Source organism: Sphingomicrobium aquimarinum (genome assembly GCF_039655735.1).
Classification (GTDB): domain Bacteria; phylum Pseudomonadota; class Alphaproteobacteria; order Sphingomonadales; family Sphingomonadaceae; genus Sphingomicrobium; species Sphingomicrobium aquimarinum.
The window spans coordinates 563,231-581,256 of the sequence record NZ_JBBYXH010000001.1; the positions used below are offsets into that span (position 1 = coordinate 563,231).

23 protein-coding genes are annotated in these 18,026 nt (G+C 64.8%); 10 read left to right on the forward strand and 13 right to left on the reverse strand.

Annotation, left to right across the window (positions count from 1 at the left end; translation table 11 throughout):
• Window positions 1-2: 2 nt before the first annotated feature.
• From WJS89_RS02885 to galE, 3 genes are read right to left on the reverse strand one after another with little or no spacing between them, the layout of a single operon-like run.
• Window positions 3-1,295 (reverse strand): lipopolysaccharide biosynthesis protein, encoded by a 1,293-nt coding sequence (locus WJS89_RS02885; RefSeq protein WP_346339420.1) that lies wholly within the window; start codon window positions 1,293-1,295, stop codon window positions 3-5.
• Complete coding sequence (locus WJS89_RS02890; protein WP_346339421.1) at window positions 1,292-2,374, reverse strand: hypothetical protein; 1,083 nt, start codon at window positions 2,372-2,374, stop codon at window positions 1,292-1,294. Before WJS89_RS02890 ends, WJS89_RS02885 begins: the two co-directional genes overlap by 4 nt.
• Window positions 2,371-3,357 carry a UDP-glucose 4-epimerase GalE gene (gene galE, locus WJS89_RS02895; RefSeq protein WP_346339422.1) on the reverse strand — a complete coding sequence of 329 codons (987 nt, stop codon included), beginning with the start codon at window positions 3,355-3,357 and terminating at the stop codon, window positions 2,371-2,373. Before galE ends, WJS89_RS02890 begins: the two co-directional genes overlap by 4 nt.
• 94 nt (window positions 3,358-3,451) lie before the next feature.
• Here galE and WJS89_RS02900 point away from each other — a divergent pair, with 94 nt between their 5' ends.
• Both WJS89_RS02900 and WJS89_RS02905 read left to right on the forward strand, forming a co-directional pair.
• Entirely contained in the window at window positions 3,452-4,672 is a 1,221-nt protein-coding gene (locus tag WJS89_RS02900) for a nucleotidyltransferase family protein (RefSeq protein ID WP_346339423.1), read from the forward strand.
• Window positions 4,673-4,754: 82 nt separating this feature from the next.
• On the forward strand, window positions 4,755-5,120 hold the full coding sequence (locus WJS89_RS02905; protein ID WP_346339424.1) for a hypothetical protein: 366 nt from the start codon (window positions 4,755-4,757) through the stop codon (window positions 5,118-5,120).
• Between the two features lie 25 nt (window positions 5,121-5,145).
• Here WJS89_RS02905 and grpE read toward each other — a convergent pair whose 3' ends face one another.
• The 3 genes from grpE to WJS89_RS02920 are packed head-to-tail and all read right to left on the reverse strand — an operon-like array spanning window position 5,146 to window position 7,008.
• A complete protein-coding gene (grpE, locus tag WJS89_RS02910; RefSeq protein WP_346339425.1) occupies window positions 5,146-5,688 on the reverse strand; it encodes a nucleotide exchange factor GrpE in 543 nt (180 codons plus the stop codon).
• A complete protein-coding gene (gene hrcA, locus WJS89_RS02915; RefSeq protein WP_346339426.1) occupies window positions 5,685-6,716 on the reverse strand; it encodes a heat-inducible transcriptional repressor HrcA in 1,032 nt (343 codons plus the stop codon). The genes grpE and hrcA overlap by 4 nt, the downstream gene beginning before the upstream one ends.
• A 40-nt stretch (window positions 6,717-6,756) precedes the next feature.
• Window positions 6,757-7,008 (reverse strand): hypothetical protein, encoded by a 252-nt coding sequence (locus WJS89_RS02920; RefSeq protein ID WP_346339427.1) that lies wholly within the window; start codon window positions 7,006-7,008, stop codon window positions 6,757-6,759.
• An 85-nt stretch (window positions 7,009-7,093) separates the two neighbouring features.
• Between WJS89_RS02920 and rph the strand changes: the two genes are divergently transcribed.
• Both rph and rdgB read left to right on the forward strand, forming a co-directional pair.
• Complete coding sequence (gene rph / locus WJS89_RS02925) at window positions 7,094-7,810, forward strand: ribonuclease PH (protein WP_346339428.1); 717 nt, start codon at window positions 7,094-7,096, stop codon at window positions 7,808-7,810.
• The gene (gene rdgB, locus WJS89_RS02930) at window positions 7,807-8,415 is read left to right on the forward strand and encodes an RdgB/HAM1 family non-canonical purine NTP pyrophosphatase (protein WP_346339429.1); all 609 of its coding nucleotides are present in this window, start codon (window positions 7,807-7,809) and stop codon (window positions 8,413-8,415) included. Before rph ends, rdgB begins: the two co-directional genes overlap by 4 nt.
• On the opposite strand, the gene WJS89_RS02935 is transcribed toward rdgB, so the two are convergent.
• Complete coding sequence (locus tag WJS89_RS02935; protein WP_346339430.1) at window positions 8,412-9,014, reverse strand: CAP domain-containing protein; 603 nt, start codon at window positions 9,012-9,014, stop codon at window positions 8,412-8,414. The genes rdgB and WJS89_RS02935 overlap by 4 nt on opposite strands.
• Before the next feature lie 34 nt (window positions 9,015-9,048).
• Here WJS89_RS02935 and hemW point away from each other — a divergent pair, with 34 nt between their 5' ends.
• Complete coding sequence (hemW, locus tag WJS89_RS02940) at window positions 9,049-10,176, forward strand: radical SAM family heme chaperone HemW (protein ID WP_346339431.1); 1,128 nt, start codon at window positions 9,049-9,051, stop codon at window positions 10,174-10,176.
• On the opposite strand, the gene WJS89_RS02945 is transcribed toward hemW, so the two are convergent.
• Window positions 10,173-11,351 (reverse strand): penicillin-binding protein activator, encoded by a 1,179-nt coding sequence (locus WJS89_RS02945; RefSeq protein WP_346339432.1) that lies wholly within the window; start codon window positions 11,349-11,351, stop codon window positions 10,173-10,175. The two genes, hemW and WJS89_RS02945, sit on opposite strands and share 4 nt — an antisense overlap.
• On the opposite strand from WJS89_RS02945, the gene rsmI reads away from it, so the two are divergent.
• From rsmI to WJS89_RS02965, 4 genes are read left to right on the forward strand one after another with little or no spacing between them, the layout of a single operon-like run.
• Window positions 11,350-12,204, forward strand: coding sequence for a 16S rRNA (cytidine(1402)-2'-O)-methyltransferase (gene rsmI / locus WJS89_RS02950; RefSeq protein WP_346339433.1), 855 nt, complete (start codon window positions 11,350-11,352; stop codon window positions 12,202-12,204). The genes WJS89_RS02945 and rsmI overlap by 2 nt on opposite strands.
• Window positions 12,201-12,554, forward strand: a complete 354-nt coding sequence (locus WJS89_RS02955) for a YraN family protein (protein WP_346339434.1) — start codon at window positions 12,201-12,203, stop codon at window positions 12,552-12,554. Before rsmI ends, WJS89_RS02955 begins: the two co-directional genes overlap by 4 nt.
• A gap of 32 nt (window positions 12,555-12,586) precedes the next feature.
• The gene (gene gshB / locus WJS89_RS02960) at window positions 12,587-13,534 is read left to right on the forward strand and encodes a glutathione synthase (protein ID WP_346339435.1); all 948 of its coding nucleotides are present in this window, start codon (window positions 12,587-12,589) and stop codon (window positions 13,532-13,534) included.
• Complete coding sequence (locus WJS89_RS02965) at window positions 13,531-14,142, forward strand: DedA family protein (protein WP_346339436.1); 612 nt, start codon at window positions 13,531-13,533, stop codon at window positions 14,140-14,142. Before gshB ends, WJS89_RS02965 begins: the two co-directional genes overlap by 4 nt.
• Here WJS89_RS02965 and WJS89_RS02970 read toward each other — a convergent pair whose 3' ends face one another.
• From WJS89_RS02970 to fsa, 3 genes are read right to left on the reverse strand one after another with little or no spacing between them, the layout of a single operon-like run.
• The gene (locus WJS89_RS02970; RefSeq protein WP_346340070.1) at window positions 14,143-15,054 is read right to left on the reverse strand and encodes a tyrosine recombinase XerC; all 912 of its coding nucleotides are present in this window, start codon (window positions 15,052-15,054) and stop codon (window positions 14,143-14,145) included. It lies immediately after the preceding gene.
• Window positions 15,051-15,602 (reverse strand): DUF484 family protein, encoded by a 552-nt coding sequence (locus WJS89_RS02975; protein WP_346339437.1) that lies wholly within the window; start codon window positions 15,600-15,602, stop codon window positions 15,051-15,053. Before WJS89_RS02975 ends, WJS89_RS02970 begins: the two co-directional genes overlap by 4 nt.
• Before the next feature lie 36 nt (window positions 15,603-15,638).
• Window positions 15,639-16,295 (reverse strand): fructose-6-phosphate aldolase, encoded by a 657-nt coding sequence (fsa, locus tag WJS89_RS02980; RefSeq protein ID WP_346339438.1) that lies wholly within the window; start codon window positions 16,293-16,295, stop codon window positions 15,639-15,641.
• Window positions 16,296-16,394: 99 nt separating this feature from the next.
• Here fsa and WJS89_RS02985 point away from each other — a divergent pair, with 99 nt between their 5' ends.
• Entirely contained in the window at window positions 16,395-17,153 is a 759-nt protein-coding gene (locus WJS89_RS02985; protein ID WP_346339439.1) for an enoyl-CoA hydratase-related protein, read from the forward strand.
• On the opposite strand, the gene WJS89_RS02990 is transcribed toward WJS89_RS02985, so the two are convergent.
• Together WJS89_RS02990 and WJS89_RS02995 are read right to left on the reverse strand one after the other, a co-directional pair.
• On the reverse strand, window positions 17,150-17,548 hold the full coding sequence (locus tag WJS89_RS02990) for a TadE/TadG family type IV pilus assembly protein (protein ID WP_346339440.1): 399 nt from the start codon (window positions 17,546-17,548) through the stop codon (window positions 17,150-17,152). The two genes, WJS89_RS02985 and WJS89_RS02990, sit on opposite strands and share 4 nt — an antisense overlap.
• A gap of 1 nt (window position 17,549) precedes the next feature.
• Window positions 17,550-18,023 carry a TadE/TadG family type IV pilus assembly protein gene (locus WJS89_RS02995; protein ID WP_346339441.1) on the reverse strand — a complete coding sequence of 158 codons (474 nt, stop codon included), beginning with the start codon at window positions 18,021-18,023 and terminating at the stop codon, window positions 17,550-17,552.
• Between the last annotated feature and the right edge of the window lie 3 nt (window positions 18,024-18,026).

The following is an 18,026-nucleotide window of genomic DNA, read 5'->3' on the forward strand; positions in this document are numbered from 1 at the left end:
CTTCATGCGGAGGAAGCACGATTGGATCGTGCCCGATGAACCGTGATAGTCGTCATGATGAATGATTGTATTGCACCGGCTAGCGCGAAGCCCAAGACCGCTCCTATCGGACCAGCGAATCTCGCGCCAGCTAATAGGACGAGTATTCGAATAAGCGCGAAAGTCATTTCGAGGCGAGCGGCGTGTGATTGCAGTTTCAGTCGCGGCACGAGGATTAGCATCGGCAATTCGATGAACATCATTATCATCCAGGGCAACAGACATATCACGAAGCGCCCCGCCTGATCCCACCCAGACCCGAAAATAATGGGTATAATGTGGTTTACGGTGAAGAAAAGGACTGCGGCCGCGAGCGTCGAAACGATTCCGAAACCCCCTGAGGCGCGGAGCACCATGCGCACGCCGTCGCTCCTATTAGCGTCGAAGACGCTGACGATAGGACGAGTCATGATTCTCGAGACAGCGATTGTCAGCAGGGCCAGCGGCATCATCATGATGGTGAAGGCGAGGCCGTACTGCCCCGAAACTGCGAGCCCGAAACGCTCGGACAGAAACCAGGGAGCCAGGGCGAGGGCGCCGTAGCGGATAGCGATCGCCGGCATGGTGTATCGCGGAAAATCCGCGTGCTGCGACGTCGCCGCCAACAGCCTGTTTCGGTCGAACCGAAAGACGCGTCGAAGCGACAGGCCGCCAAAGGCATTTTGCCAGACGACAAGCGCAAGCAACGCAGGCCCGACGCCGGCCGCCAGCATCAGCCAGAAGGCGTCCGCCTCGATGGCGCCGCCGAGAATCCTGATCATTGCGGTCGCGACCGCAGCGAGGATCGCGGCGCGCGCCTCCAGGGGGATCCTCGCAAACCAGATGGCACTCTGGCTGGCCCAGAAGCTGAGTGCCTTGGTAATGAGCGCGAACGCGAGCAAAAGCGGCATCCACCAGAGCAGCTCCGCCGACACCGTTGCGGAGAGGACCGAACCGAGGACGACGACGAGGAGCGAGACCGCCAGCGTCCCGAGCAACGAGGCCTGACCGAGCGAGAACATCTCGCCGCGCCGGGTCGCGAAGAGAATTGCGTTGCTCAGCGTGAGCGATCCCAGCGGCGCGAGGAACATCATCAAGGTGCTGAACAAAGTGAAAAGACCGAGTTCGGCGGGCGAATAGAGCCTCGCCACGACGGTCATGCTTAACAGCGCGATTCCCTGCGCAACGATCTGCGCTCCGCTGCCGACGAAGAGATGCGCCAGCGAGAAAGCGGGCGCGGCGGCCGGTCGTTGAGGGGCGACTTCCCCGCTGTTCATTTCCGCAACCACGCCTTGAGCGGCCGGAAGGGTCGACGAAGCGCCGCATAGGCACTCATCGCTGCGAGCTTGACGCGCACCGGCAACGACCTCGCATCCCAAGGGGTACGTCGCAGCGTCTGCTTGAGGAAATGTCGTTCCAGAAATCCACCGATGCGGATCGACCACAGGTCGCCGGCGCTCAAGCGCGCCCGGATATAATCGGACGCTCCGCCGCCCACGGCTTCGATCTGGAGCTGCGTTCGCTTGCACTTGTTGCAGCGGCCGCAATTGGTCGCCCCTTCGCGGACGTGGTAGCAGACGAACAGGTCCTTGCTGCGACCGTTGCGAACCAGCGCTTCGACCTTCTCGACCCTCGTGGCGCGTTCACCGACCGGCTCGATCCTCGTCGCACTCCCCGAAAGCAGGCGATTGAGGGTGCCGTTCGACCCGTACGCCAGTTCATTCGCGTCTTCCTCGAAGGTGAAATCGGCAGCGATTTGCGCCAACTGCGGTGCGAAGAGGTGCAAAACCGCGGCAAGACCCTGCGTGTGATAAAGACCGAACCGTTCCGCATCGACCGACTGTTTCCAGTTGGTCCGGACCGAGCGCACAGGGAGAGCCGTCGTCACACGGAGGTGCGCCAGCACCGCCTGGTAATTGCGGTCATCAAGCGCGTAATCATAGCCCTGGAGAAACAGGAGCCAATCCGGCTCGCGCAGCATCGGCTGGCGCTGCGCTTCCAGCAGGGCGAACGAGGCGTCCACGCCTCCGCTGTAACACATCCCCACTTCGTTCGAGATCGGTGGCGGATCGGTGAAGGCACGCGCTTCGATGGATACCTCGCGATGCCCGGGGAAACGCTGCGCGAAATATTCGGAAAAGCGAGTCGCGTTTGAGGCGGCCTCGCGCGAGACGGGCATATCGATTTGAAGCCTCGCTCCGCGCAGCATCGCATAGGGAAGCGCAGCGAAGAGCGTCCAATCGCCGTTCTGCGGCTGGAACGGTGCATCGCTTTCCCAAAAGAGGTCGTGAGGCCCGAGACGGAGCCTTGCGCGATGCCCGTTCACCTCGGGATCGAGCCTTAGGATCTCGCTCATGCCATCCTCGCAAAGCGCCAGGCATCGACACACATGTCCGCAAGGGATCGGCGTGTTTCCCAGCCAAGAAGATCGCGTGCTTTCGCCGCGCTGGCGTAGACTTGCGCAGCATCGCCCTCGCGACGCGGCGCCGTGCGGAAGGGTACGGCAGCGCCTGTTGCCTCTTCGAACGCGGCAATCATCTCGAAGACGCTCGTGCCCGCTCCGGTTCCGAGGTTCACCGTAAAGGCGTGATTTGCGCCGAGCGCGTCCAGCGCCGCGACATGCCCCTCGGCGAGATCCATGACGTGGAGATAGTCGCGCACCGCACTTCCATCGCGCGTCGGATAATCGGTTCCGAAAACATCGAGCTGACCGCGCCCCATGGCCGCCCGAACGAGAAGCGGCATGAGATTGGACGGCCGCGCTGTCGGTGCCTCGCCGACAAGGCCCGACGGATGCGCGCCGACCGGGTTGAAATAACGCAGGATCGCGATCTCCCAGTCGCTTCCGGGTGCGGCCACCAAGTCGCCGAGAAGCGTTTCGCCCATCACCTTGGTATTTCCATAGGGATTGATGGCGCGGAGCGGACAATCCTCCTTGATTGGCGGGGACTGCGTATCGCCATAGACGGTCGCGCTCGATGAAAAGACGATCCGGCGCACCTCTGCACCGTCCATCGCCCGCAAGAGCGAGAGAAGCCCTCCGACATTGTTGTCGTGATAGTGGAGTGGCGACCGAACCGACTCCGCCACCGACTTGAGGGCGGCGAAATGGACGACGGCGTCGGCGCCCTCCAAGGCAGACGCGAGCGCCGCCTCGTCACGAACGTCGCCCTCGATCATGTCGAATTGACGACCGGCAATCCGTGCGAGGCGATCGGGAATGGATCGCTCGCTATTGGCGAAATTGTCGAACAGGACCGGCTCGTGACCGGCCTCGGCCAGCGCGAGCGCGGTATGCGATCCGATGAAGCCGGTCCCGCCGGTCAGCAGCACGCGCATGAAAAAGCCCTTTGCCCAACAAACCCCTGTTCTTCGAGGCGTAGCCGCTGACCGATCCCTTTCCAAGCATCCGTGCGCCTTCTATCGATCAGACATGCCGAGCGATGCCGTCCGTCTGACGCCTGCCGAAGCGTGGATCCGCGGGATGATGTCTCCCGGCGATCCCGCCGCGCAACCTTCGGCTCCGCTCGCCCCCACCGACTGGGACGTCATTGCCGACCGTCTGCGCAAACATCGGCTGCTCCCGATGGCGGCGCACCTGCTCCGCCGCTCTCCGGAAATCGCCGAGGGTGCTCCGGCCGATTTGCTGGAGGAAGCCGTGGAAGCCCATCGTGCCGCGACCCTCGATGCGATGGGAAAGATGCAATTGCTCGCCGACCTGTCGAGGGCGTTCGCGTCGGCGGACATCGAGCATTGCGCGCTCAAGGGCGTCGATCTCGCGTTCAGTGCCTATCCCGAGATCGGCCTGCGGCCGATGCGCGACATGGACATACTTGTGCGCGGCACATCCGCGATCAAACGCGCCTACGCGATGCTAATCGAGCGCGGCTTTACCCCCTATCATGACAATGTCGGCGATCCGTTCGCGATGCTGGCGCACAGTCACCAGCTTCCGCTGCTTCTCTCGCCCGACGGCACGCAGGCCGTCGAACTGCATCAGCGCATGCTGCACGCCGACGGGCGCGATCCGTCGCACGATCCGCACTTCTGGGAAGGCGTCCGTTCGGTCGCGCTTCTCGATATCCGGGTGCCCGTTCCCTCGCTCGCCGACCAGCGACTTCACCTCGCGCTACACGCTGCGCGCAGCAACCGCTTCGACAACGGCCCGCTCACCGTCAGCGATTTTGCCTATCTGAACCGCCAGGGTGCGCCCGACCCGAACCGCCTTTCAACTCTCGTCGATCGCTATGGCGCCGGACGCGACATTGCGCTGCTCGACGCGCTTTCGCGGCAGGCTTTCGACGGGATTGTGGCTGATGACACGCTCGCGCCAGGGATTGCATTGGCATGGAGCCTCATGGTGAGCGATCCCGACCGCGTCCGCGCCTCGAAGATCCGCCATTCCATCGGTGCCGCCCCTGCCGCGCAATTACGCCGGCGTCTGTGGCCCGAACGCTCGCGGCTCGCGGCGCAGTGGGGCGAGATCGGTGGGCCGGTCGATCATGTGCGCGCACTGCTGGCGCATTGGTTGTCGCTTGCCGCGGGCCGGATCGTCGGTTTTGCCCGGCGCACGGGCGGCAAGAGCGAACGGGCGCGCCTTCTGGCGCTGAATGAATGGGAGAAACGAACGGGTAACCAATCGCCACTAGAATGACGGGCGAGCCCTTCCCCGCGGCTTGTGACCGATCGTGCGATCGGTTAAAGTTTCGCGGAAATTTGTCTGAGAGAGACTGACGATGTTCCTCACCGCAACGATCGCCGCATTGATGCTCGGCCCCGACCCCTCCGGCAAGCCGTCGACCGATACGACCGCGCGCACAGCTTCCAAGACCGCGTCGGTCGCGACCTATCAGGAATATCGGCTCATCAACGAGGACCTTTGCCGGATCTCGACGATCGTAAAAGAATCGCGCGAGGCGGTTTCGGTCGTCTACATCCGTAGCGACGACGACAGGTTCGATAAGTGCGTCGAGGAGCCGTTCGTCCCCGTCCTCACCTCCAAGGACGTCGCGATCAAGGGCGTCGCCGGCGGGATCGGTGCGGGCCTCGGCCTTGCCTATATCCTGAAGGACCGCAAACCCGACCGGCCTGCCAGCCGCTAGTTGCAAGCGTTGCAGTCGCCACGCCTCAAGGGCGGCGCGCGACCCCGACCATCGCGGGCCGCAGCAGGCGTCCCTTGATCGTGTAACCCGCCTGCATTTCCTGCACGATCGTGCCCGGCTCGACATCTTCGCTCGGCACTTCGATCATCGCCTGGTGGACGTTGGGATCTAGCTCCAGCCCCTGCGCGGGGACCCGTTCGATCCCCTGGCGGTTGAAGATCGACTCGAGTTCGCGAAGGGTTGCCTCGATTCCCTCGATGAATTTCGCCGCGCGTCCGTCGCGCGCCTCGTCGGGCACATGATCGAGCGCACGTTCGAGATTGTCCTTCACCGCCAGCACGTCGCGCGCGAAACCGGTGACCGCGAATTTGGTCGCGTCGGCCTTCTCCTGTTCGAGGCGGCGGCGCACGTTCTGCACCTCCGCAGCGGCGTAGAGCGCCTTTTGGCGTTGGTCCTCGAGTTGGGCCTCGAGTTGGGACAGCCGATCGTGCTCGGCGAGCTTGGGGCTGTCTTCGGCGGTCTCTTCGCGAAGCTCGTCGGCTTCGTCCGTATAATCTTCTTCGTTCATATCATCCGTCTCGTAAGGGCTTCGGCGGTGAAGTCCACCATGGGAACGACCCGCGCATAGTTCAATCTCGTGGGGCCGATGACGCCGATGACGCCGACGACCTTTTCGTCCTTGTCGCGATAGGGTGCGGCGATGACGCTCGACCCACTCAACGCGAACATGCGGTTCTCCGATCCGATGAAGATGCGCACCCCCTCGCCTTCGCGAACATTCTCGAGAAGCCGCATGATGTCGCGGCGGCTCTCCAGTTCCTCGAAAAGCTGTTTGACCTGTTCGAGATTTTCCGCGCTTTTCTCGTCGAGCAGGTTGGCACGGCCGCGCACGATCAATACTTCGCGATCCCGCTGGTCGCGGCCCCAGTCGGCAAGGCCCGCGGCGACGAGATCGGCGGCCTGATCGTCCAGTTGCTCGCGTCGCTCGGCCAGTTCGGCGCGCAGCCGCGCTTCGGCTTCGGAGATCGTTAGTCCAGCGAGCCGCGCCGACACGAAATTGGCGACCTCGTTGAGCGCGATGGCGCTGGTGCCGGTCGGCAGCGGCACGACCCGGTTTTCCACGCTTCCATCCTGGCCGACCATCACCGCCAGCGCCTGCCCCTCGTCGAGCGGCATGAAGGCGAGCTGCTTCAGCCGCGCCTCGCGCTTGGGCGCGGTGACAATTCCGGCGCATTCGGAAAGCCCCGAAAGGCGCTGCGTGACGCCCGCCACCGCCTGGTCGACCGGCTTGTCCTCGAATTCCTTCTCGATCGCCTCACGCAATCGCTTGGGCGCGACGCGCGCCTGCATCATGCCGTCGACGAACAGACGGAGGCCGGTTTCCGTCGGCATCCGCCCTGCACTGGTGTGCGGCGCCGTGAGCAGCCCACGCGCTTCCAGTTCGGCCATCACGCCGCGGATCGAGGCAGGCGAGAGTGCCACACGCCCCGTCAACGCTTTGGACCCCACGGGCGCGCCCTGTTCGAGGTAGGCCGTCACCACCTCCCCGAAGATCGCGCGCATGCGGTCGGTCAGATCGCCCAGTCGTTCGCTCATGGCTCTTATGTAGGAGACACGGGCGCGCGATCAAAGGCCGTCAGCGACGACGCGGCGCCGAGGCGCGCAGGAAACCGGCGATGAAGCCGAACATGGCGCCGATCTGCCAGGCGGGCGCGACCTCGCCGAACAGGAGCGTCGACAAACGATCGAACACTTGCGGGAAGATCAGTCCGCCGATCCATCCTGCCGCCGCGCCCAGCACCATCGCGATCAACGCGCCCACCGCCGCGACGACTGGAAGCAGAGCGACCGCTGCGAAGACGGCGCCCGGATTGCGATTTCTTGCCATTCTCGTTCCCCCTTTGACTTTCGCCTTCACGCTAGGATCGCTAGGGCGAGGCGCAACGATCATTCGACGAAGGACATCTATTATCATGCGCCCATCCGGACGAGCCCCCGACGAACTGCGCCCCCTCTCCTTCGAGGCTGGCTTCACCAGACATGCCGAAGGCAGCGTGCTGGCCAGCTTCGGCGAGACCAAGGTCCTCGTCACCGCAAGCATCGAGACCCAGCTGCCGCCGTGGCTGCGCGGCAAGGGCAAGGGCTGGGTCACGGGCGAATATGGCATGCTTCCCCGTTCGACCCACACCCGCGGCATCCGCGAGGCAGCCAAAGGCAAGCAGTCGGGCCGCACGCAGGAAATCCAGCGGCTGATCGGTCGCTCCTTGCGCGCCTGCGTCGACCTGAAGAAGCTCGGCGAGCGGCAAGTGACACTCGACTGTGACGTCATCCAGGCCGACGGCGGAACGCGGACCACGAGCATCTCGGGTGCCTGGGTCGCGCTTCGGCTCGCGATCGACGGATTGCTCGAGCGCGGCGAACTCGAACATGATCCGATCACCGATCAGGTCGCGGCGGTCAGCTGCGGCATTTACGACGGGACGCCGGTGCTCGATCTGGATTACCCCGAGGATTCCAACGCCGGCTCGGACGGCAATTTCGTGCTGACCGCGAGCGGCAATATCGTCGAGGCGCAGGTGTCCGCCGAGGGCGAGGCATTCGACCAGGAAGCGCTGCTCCGGCTGATGCGTCTGGCCGAAATCGGCTGCAAGGAGATCTTCGCGGCGCAGCTGAAAGCGACGGGGCGGTGAGGAAGCTTGGCGAAAAGCTCGTCCTCGCGACCCACAACAAGGGCAAGCTCCGCGAGATCGCCGAACTGGTCGAGCCCTTCGGCATCACTGTTGTCGGTGCCGAAGACGCCGGGCTGCCCGAGCCCGAGGAAACCGGCGTCACCTTCGTCGACAATGCCGAACTGAAGGCGCGGCAGGCTGCCGACCTGTCCGGCCTCCCCGCGCTCGCCGACGACAGCGGCCTGTGCGTCGATGCGCTGGGCGGCGATCCCGGAGTGCGCTCGGCGCGCTGGGCCGAAGACGAGGACGGCAACCGAGACTTCTTGCGCGCGATGGAAAAGGTCGAGGCTGCGTTGGAGGCGGCCGGTCCCGAAGCGCCGCGCGATGCGCATTTCGTCTGCGCCCTCACCCTCGCCTGGCCCGACGGGCGCGTCGAGACGTTCGAGGGCAAGGTCAATGGTCAGCTTGTCTGGCCACCGCGCGGCGAGAATGGCTTCGGTTACGACCCCGTGTTCGTTCCCAACGGGCATGGCGCGACCTTCGGCGAGATGGAGCCGGCGAAGAAGCACGCCATGAGCCATCGCGCCGACGCCTTCCGCCAGCTCAAGGACTGGCTCGAGGCCTAACGCGGCGCGAGGCGCACCCCGTCGCGGTTGCCCGGCGGGCTGTACCGGCAGACGAGATAGTCGAAATCTCGGTTGTTCGCGATCGCACAGCCGAAATGCGTCGTGGTCGGCCACACGATCGCGGTATAATGCCCCACGTCGCGCCAATTGCCCGTGGTCGAATTATTCGGGAAGACGCCCGCGCGGAAATAGCGACGCTCGGCGGTAAACGTCCCCGCCATCACCGCGTAGGAAAAAGCGCCGCGTGTCCCCCGCCAGATATTCTCGCCCTGCCGGGAGGCGCGAACGTCCCGCGGCGAATGCGCATAGCGGCCCGTTCGCGCCATCTCGGCGGCCCAGCGCCCCGCATCGGCGGCCAGCGCAGGATCCCAGCGAAGGGGCACCACCCCGAAGTCGCGGCGGGCGCGCTGATGCTCGTCGATCATCGCCTGTTCGAAACTTGCCTGCGGCGCGGCGCGTGACAGTGGCGGCGCGGACGAACGCGGGGGATAGGTTTGCGGTGCCGGATATGGACCCCACCCACTTCCCCCAGGTGCGGCGCAGGCGGCGAGCAGCAGTGGCGCGGCCAACGCGCCTGTCTTAAGGACGATATAGATCATGCGCGCCACCCTAGCCCCTCAAGCTTCCGATAGGATGAACGATCTCGCGCTTTACGTGCATTGGCCGTTCTGCGCGAAAAAATGTCCGTATTGCGACTTCAACAGCCACGTTCGCGAGGCGGTGGACCAAGACTCATGGCGGGCCGCACTGCTCGCCGACCTCGCGCACGAGGCGGCGCTGCTCCCGGGACGGCGGTTGAACAGCATCTTCTTCGGAGGGGGCACACCCAGCCTGATGCCCCCCGCCACGACCGCCGCAATCATCGAGGCCGCAACACGCCACTGGTTACCCGCCGACACACTCGAAATCACGCTCGAAGCCAATCCGCAAAGCGTCGAAGCGGAGAAGTTCGCCGACCTCGCCGCAGCGGGCGTCAATCGCCTGAGCCTCGGCCTCCAGCGGTTCGACGATGAAAGTCTTGCGTTTCTCGGCCGCCTGCACGACGCCGACGAAGGTCTTCGCGCGCTCGAGACGGCGCAGGGCGCGGTGAATCGGGTCTCGTTCGATCTGATTACCGCACTACCCGGCGATACGGTGGAGAGTTTCGACGCGGTCCTCGACCAGGCAATCGGGCTCGGCACGGGTCACATCTCGCTCTACCAGCTGACCATCGAACCCGGCACGCGCTTCGAGACCATGGTGCGCAAGGGTGACTTCACGCCGATCGACGAGGACCTTGGCGCCGACCTGTTCGAACTCACCACGCAGCGCATGAGCGCGGCGGGCCTGCCGCCATACGAGATCTCGAACCATGCCCGCCCCGGCGAGGAAAGCCGCCACAATCTCGCCTACTGGCGCTACCGCGATTATGCGGGCGTCGGACCCGGCGCGCACGGTCGACGCAACGGGCAGCGAACGACGCGTCACCGGAAGCCGGAGAACTTCCTCTCCGCCGTCGCCCGCAACGGACATGGCCTGCGCGAGGAAGAACGGCTCGAGCCGCGCGAAGCGGTCCGAGAAGCGCTTGTCATGGGCCTGCGTCTCACCGAAGGCATCGACCTGGCGGCGCTAGAAAACCGCTTCGCCCTGTCTGCCGTCGACCCCTCGGCGGTTGGGCGAATGGAAGGCCAGGGGCTGCTGACAAGCGACGGCCACCGGCTGAAGCTCACGCCTGCCGGTCGCCTCCTCAACGACGCGATCCTTGCGGAAATCGCGCTTTAGTCGCCGAACGATGTCGAGGCGGGGCTGACGACTTCGGTACCGCTTGCCGTCACCCGCCGGACTTCGAGCGAGCGCTCCGCGATGCCATCGCGCCCGAAACGGAAAATGCCGTCGACACCCTGGAAGCCTCCCGGATCGGTCAGCGCACCTTCGGGAAACGTGTCTCCGACATCCCATTGCCGCGCCAGACGCACCGCGAGCAGCATGGAGTCATAACCAAGGCTCGCAAGGCGATAGGGCGAAGTGTCGAAACGGCTGCGATAGCGACCGGCAAACTGGCCGAACATCCGCTCGGGAACGGCAGCAAAGACCGACCCGCGCATTCCCGCGACGCGGCCCAGATCGCTGTCCGACGCCCATAGCTCCGTGCCGATAAGATCGCCCGACAGTTGCAGCGACGGCGCCGCGATCTGCGCGATCCGGCCCGAATCGGCGACCAGGATCATGTCGACGTCCTCGACCGCCGCGATGCGCCGCGCGGCTGCCGTGACCGAGTCAGGGCTGCGATCATAGGTCTCGAGCCGCGCGACACGGCCCCCCTCGCGCTCTACCGCGCGCAGGAACGCCTGCGTTGTGCGCTGACCATAGAGGCCATTGGGCGCGATCCCGGCGAACACGTCGGCACCCTGGCTGTCGGCATAATCGACAACGCGGTCGATCGATTGGGTGGGCATGAAGCCCATGATGTAGACATTGTCACCAGCGACGCTCTCGTCGTTCGAATAAGCGATGACGGGCACGTCGGCCCTGTCGGCGATCGGTCCGACGATCCCGACATTCTCGCCGCGGAGCGGGCCGAGAAAAAGCCGGTTGCCATCCGCAAGCGCCTGGTTCGCCGCGGCTTCGGCGCCGCCGCTCGCGGCGGTATCGTAAAGCGTCAGGCGGATCGAGCTTTCCTCAGTATCGATCAGGGCCATCTGCGCGGCATTGGCAATGGAGCGACCGATGGCGGCATTGTCGCCCGACAGCGGCACAAGGATGGCGACGCGATTCTTCTCTTCGCCGGTCGGGGTGACAGGCTGAGGATCGGGGTCGACCGCTACCGGCTCGCTCGAGGGCGTCGCCGGAGCGGGCGTGTCGTTCGGCCCGCTGGAACAGGCCGCCAGCGTGAGCAAGCCTGCCGCTATTGTCGCTTTTGCCCAGTGGCGAAGTGCTTGCGGCGCCTTGAATTTCATGGCTTGGATTTCCCTCATGCAGAACTGTCCCGAACCCGGCCTCTATATTGTTTCGACCCCGATCGGCAATCTTTCCGACCTTTCGGGCCGTGCGAAAGAAATGCTGGAGGCAGCCGATCTAATCCTCGTTGAAGACAGTCGCGTGACGGGCAAGCTCCTGCATCATCTGGGGCTGAAGAAGCGGATGCGGCCCTATCACGACCATTCGACGCTCGCCGATCGCGACGCGGTGGTGGCGCGGCTCGCGCATGAGGTCGTGGTGCTGGTGAGCGACGCGGGAACGCCGCTGATCGCGGATCCCGGCTACAAACTGGTGGCGGCGGCGCGGAGCGCGGGACACCATGTCTCCGCCGCGCCCGGTCCGAGCGCCGCCATCATGGCGCTGACGCTTTCAGGCCTCCCGACCGACCGCTTCCTGTTCGCAGGCTTCTTGCCGAGCAAGGAGAAAGCGCGCCGCGATGCGCTGGAAAAGGTCGCCGCGCTCGATCTTACCCTTGTCTTCTATGAGACGGGTCCGCGCCTCGGCAAAAGCCTGGCCGCCGCAACCGAGGTCCTCGGCGAGCGCCCCGCCGCCGTCGCGCGCGAACTGACCAAACTTTACGAGGAAGTCGCCACCGGCACCCTCGCCGATCTCACCGACCGCTACGCCGAGGCACCCCCGAAGGGGGAAATCGTCCTCGTCATCGGTCCGCCGCTCGCAACCGGCCCCGCCAGCGATACCGACATCGACGCCGCGATCGACGAGGCGCTCCAAACCGAAACCCCCAGCCGCGCCGCGCGCGTCATTGCCGACCGCTTCGGCATGAAGAAGAACGACGCTTACGCCCGCATCCAGGCCCGCACAAAGCAATGAAGCGACAGGAAGCCGAGCGGCGCGGACGACAGGCCGAGCGCATCGCCGCATGGTGGCTCCGCCTCAAGGGTTGGCGCATCCTCGACAGGCGCGTCCGTACTCCTGTCGGCGAGATCGACCTGGTCGCCCGTCGCGGCAATCTCATCGCCTTCGTCGAAGTGAAGGCGCGCCCTAGTCTCGACGAGGCCCAAGCTTTCCTCGAACCGCGTGCGATGCAAAGGATCGTCGCAGCCGCCGTGGCCCTTGCCCCCGACTATACGGCCCAAGGCCACGACACGCGCATCGACGCGCTCCTCGTCGCGCCCGGCCCGCGCGTCCGACACCTCGAAAATATCTGGGTCGGTTGGTGACAGCCCCGTCATATCGCTCTAGCGACACTCCCATGACCCGCACCGTCGCCTTCCAGATGGATCCGCTCGAAACCGTCAAGATCGAGGGCGACAGCAGCTTCGCGCTGATGCTCGAAGCGCAGGCGCGCGGCTACGCGCTCTACGAGTATCAGCCGGGACATCTGTCCTATCTCGACGGCCGGGTCCGTGCCGATGCCCGCCCTGTCACGGTCCGGCGCGAGAAAGGCGATCATTTCCAGGCTGGCGAACGCCGTCTGATCGATCTCGGCGCGGATACCGACGTCGTCTGGGTGCGGCAGGATCCTCCCTTCGACATCGCCTATATCACCGCCTGTCACCTGCTCGAGCGGGCTCAGGGCCAGACGATGGTCGTCAACGATCCCGAAGCGATCCGCGGCGCGCCCGAGAAACTTTTCGTCCTCGACTTCGCCGACCTCATGCCGCCCACGCTCATCACGCGCTCGGAAGCGGAAATCCGAGAATTTCTCCGCGAACATGGCGAGATCGTTGTCAAGCCGCTGCACGGCAAGGGCGGCGAAGGCGTGTTTCGCATCGGCGCCGACGCGCAAAACCTTTCGAGCCTCGTCCAACTCTTCCGGCAGGAGCTGAAGGAGCCCTTCATCGCGCAGGCATTCCTCCCCGCCGTCAGCGAAGGCGACAAGCGCGTCATTCTCGTCGACGGCGAACCGATCGGCGCCATCAACCGCGTTCCCGCCAAGGGTGAATTCCGCTCCAACATGGTTGTCGGGGGCAGCGCCGTGGCAACCGAACTAAGTGACCGCGACCGCGAAATCTGCGCCGCCATCGGGCCCGAACTCAAACGGCGGGGCCTGCTGTTCGTGGGCATCGACGTCATCGGCGGGCTGATGACCGAGATCAACGTCACCTCTCCCACGGGCCTCGTCGCGCTCGACCGCTTCGACGACATCAATTCGGCGGGCCTCGTCTGGGACGCCATCGAGCGCAAGCTGGCCGCATGACGGACTGGGTCGTCGATCTCATTGACGCAGGCGGCGTCGTGGCGGTCGGCTTGCTGATGTTTCTTGAAACGGTCTTTCCGCCGATTCCGTCCGAACTCATCATGAGCCTCGCGGGGATCCGCGCGGGGCAAGGCGAGATGTCGCTTCCCGGCATCATCGTCGCGGGCACCATCGGCGCGATGCTCGGCAACATCTTCTGGTATGCCTTCGCCCGCGCGCTGGGCATCGATCGCTTCAAGCCGTTCATCATCCGCTACGGGCGCTGGGTGACCTTCACCTGGCCCGAGATCGAGCGGGCGCAAGGCTGGTTCGGAACCCATGGCCGCGCCTTCGTCGGCTTCGGTCGGATGTTGCCGACCGTGCGCAGCCTCGTTTCCATTCCCGCGGGCCTCCTCAAGATGCGCTGGCGTGGTTTTCTCATTGCTTCCACCATCGGCACGGCGGGCTGGACGACCATGCTGGCGATGGTCGGCTACGAGCTCGGGTCCAATGTCGACGAGATTGAAAACTACATGGGCCCTATCAGCACCGCGATCATCGTCGTCCTGCTCATGGGCTACGTGTGGCGCCTGTGGACGCACCGGAACGTCGGCAAGAACGCGGACTGATCAGCCCCGCGGATGCGCGTTCCGGTAGACGTCGAGCAGCCGCGCCGCATCGACCTTGGTGTAGATCTGCGTCGAAGAAAGGCTCGCATGGCCGAGCAGTTCCTGAAGCGAGCGAAGGTCCGCCCCCGCCGCCAGCAGGTGGCTGGCGAAGCTGTGCCTGAGCGCATGCGGCGTCAGGCTTTCGGGCAGCCCGAGTTCGCGGCGCGCATTACGCACGGCGCGGCGGACGAGATCGGCCGATAGAGGCCCGCCCCGCGCACCCCGAAACAGAGGCCCGTCCTTGTCGAGCGGCCAGGGGCAAAGCTCGGCATACGCCTCGATGGCCTGCGCGACCGCAGGCACGATCGGGACGACGCGTTCCTTGCCGCCCTTGCCGGTCACGCGCACCGTGTCGCCGATCGGTAGCACCCGCGCCCTCAGCGCCATGGCCTCGGCGATCCGCAGGCCCGAACCGTAGAGCAGGAGCAGGATCGCAAGATCGCGCTTGCCGATCCAGTCGACCTCGCGATGGTCACGCGCGGTCTCGGCAAGGGCCGTTACGTCGGCAGGAGCGACCGGACGCGGCAGCGTCTTCGGGCGTTTGGGAGCGCGCGTGCGCGGCAGGTTGGGCTCACGCATCGCAGCCTTGGCAACGAACGTCAGCAGAGATTTGACGGCCGAAAGCTCACGTCCGGCAGAGGCGGCTCCCAGCCCCTCGGCGCGTCGCTCTGCCAGAAAGGCACGAAGGTCGGTCGCCGGGAGATCCAGCAGCGCATCGAGCGCGATTTCCTCGCCGCGATAGGTGCCGAGAAAGCGGATGAAGCGATGTCCGGTCGCCGTGTAGGCGCGCACCGTATGCGCGCTCAGGCGCCGATCATGTTCAAGATGCGTGGACCATCGGGCGACGCTCGCGGCCGCGGGGTGTCGGTTCAGTTCCGGCTGCACCGCACGAGCATAGCGCCCAGCGTCTCTCCGAGGAAGCCGATCAGCGTTCGTCCGTGTGCACCGTCCAGCGGGAGGCTGTCTTCCTGCCCCAGCAGCACCAGACCTGAGAGCCGACCGTTGCTGAAGGGAATGAGCGCTTCGGTGCGGATCGTCGGAGCGATCGGCCCGAATAGCGGGTCGCCGTGATTGGTGGCGCGCATCTGCACCTGCCCCAGGCCCATCGCTCGCGTGATCCACGCAGGCTCGAGTCGGTGACGCCCCGCCGCGTCGATCCGGAAGGCCACATCACCCGCTTTGAGCGCGATCGCGGCATGATCGACCGCAAGCAGCGCGGGCCAATCCTTCACGACCGTGTCGAACAGTTGCTCGACGCTTTCGCACGCCATCAGCGCAAGCACGGCATGATGGATCGAGGCCGTCGCCCCCGCATGTCCGCGTGCGAACGCCAGCAGTTCGTCACGCGCTTCCTCGGCCGCACCGAGGCGGTCGCGCAGGGACTTCAACGCCCGGTCTTCGAAACGAATCACTTCAGCCATGCAACCGACCTCTAGCGAAACAGAGTTAACGCGTTCCTATCCGATCTTCTGCCCGGTCGCTTCCCAATCCTTAAGGAAGGCGGCCAGTCCCTTGTCGGTGAGCGGATGGTTGAACAGCTTCCAGATCACCTCGGGCGGCGCGGTCATCACGTCGGCGCCCAGCTTGGCACTGTCGTGGATGTGAATGGGATTGCGCACCGACGCGACGAGGATCTGCGTGTCGATATCGTCGTAATTGTCGTAGATGAGGCGGATATCGGCGATCACCTCGATGCCGGGATAGCCGACATCGTCGTGCCGCCCGACGAAAGGCGAGATGAAGGTCGCACCGGCCTTGGCCGCGAGCAGCGCCTGCAACGCCGAGAAGCAGAGCGTGACGTTCACCATCGTACCATCGCCGGTCAGCGCCTTGCACGTCTTGAGCCCCGCAGGGGTCAGCGGCACTTTCACTGCAATATTGTCGGCAATCTTCCGCAGGATTTCGGCCTCGCGCATCATCTCGTCATGCTCGGTCGCGACGACTTCGGCGCTCACCGGCCCGTCGGTGATCGAGCAGATTTCCTTCGTCACTTCGAGAATGTCGCGGCCGGATTTCTTGATCAGCGAGGGATTGGTCGTCACCCCGTCGAGCAAACCCGTGTCGGCAAGCTCGCGGATGGCATCGATATCGGCGGTGTCGGCGAAGAATTTCATGTCATGGGTCCCCTGATCTGGCGCTCGGTCGATGCAACCTCTAGCCAGTGAGGCGCGCCGCGTCACCCGATTCTGCGGCCCGACGAGGAGGAGAAGAAGATGAGCGATCATGTCAGCGTCAAGCAGGACGGACGCCGCCTCCACATCCAGCTCGACCGCCCCGCCCAGCGCAACGCCATCACCGTCGCCATGTATGCCGCAATGGCCGATGCGGTCGAACGCGCGGGCGCGGATGAGAGCATCGACCTGATCACCATTGCGGGCGCGGGCGAGGACTTTACCGCCGGCAACGACCTCATGGACTTCATGCAGGCCATGCCGCAGCCGGGCGAAGATGCCGACATCCCCGTTTGGCGCTTCCTTCGCGCGATGGCGACGAACGACGTGCCGGTCATCGCCAAGGTGCAGGGCAATGCGGTCGGCATCGGTACGACGATGCTGTTCCATTGCGACCTAGTCGTCGCGTCCGACGCCGCGCGTTTCAAGATGCCCTTCACCGAACTGGGGCTCGTGCCCGAAGCGGCTTCGAGCCTGATCCTGCCCGATCTGGCCGGACGCCGCGCCGCCGCACGCTACCTGCTGATCGGCGATGCGTTCGATGCCGCCGAGGCCAAGGCGATCGGCCTCGCAAGCCACGTCGTGCCCGCGGCCGAGCTCGACGGCGCATTCGACGCTTTGGTGAAGACCTTTTTGTCGCGCCCGGCGCAGGCAATGCGTCTCACGCAGAGCCTGCTACGCAAGACCGACCGCGAGGCGATCCTCGAACGGATGGAACTGGAAAATGGTCACTTCGCCGAGCGACTGACCTCGGACGAGCTCAAAACGGCGATCACCGCTTTTTTCGCTAGACGATCCTAGTCGACGTAGACGCGCTTGTCGCGCGTGAGCGCGATATTGGGGCCCGGCAGAAACAGCAGGTCGGTCTGCTGATTGTAGGTCACCGACAGGTCGATCCACCCGTTGGTCGTATCCGCAACCGGGGTTGCCACGGTGAAGTTGCCGGGTCCGATGCCGTAGACCTTTTCGTTGATACGATTGACGATGTCGTTGTGCGTCGGGGTGGGATAGATGACGGCGAGGCGCGCACCCTCGCCCAGCGCATGCTGCATCCCCGCGACCGCACGCATCACCAGGCCCATCTGAACGACCGTCCACAGCATGACGAGGAAGATCGGCAGGACGAATGCCATCTCGATCGCCGCCGCACCGCGATCGTCCTTCGTGAACCCCTTCGTGAAGACGCGCTTGATCATATCAGAAAGTCCTCATCCCCACTTCGATCGTCATCGGCAGTTTGCCGTCCGTATTGGGAATACCGACATAGCCGGGATTGATGACGGGTTCGTAAAGCTCGGTGATCTCGATGTTGAGATAGCGGGTCTCGACGGCGGTCGCCGCGCAATCGGTATCGTAATCGGTCTGCGTGACCCCATCGCACTTGAGCAGATAGGTCACCGTGACATTGTCTTGGGACACATTGGCGGCCAGCGCGGCCTCCTGCTTGAGGTTTGCGTCGACCGGAAGGACGGTCGTGGTGAGGCGCACCTTCTCGAGCGCTCGCTGCGCCGCCTGCTCGATGACGAGCTTGCGCGCATAGGCCATCGACAAATCGATCACGCCGGTGATCATTACGGCAAGCATGGGAGCAATGATCGCCAGCTCGATCGTCGCCGATCCACGCTCGTCGCCGTCGATCCGGCGCAGCCTGGGGAGAAACGGAAGCCGCATCGA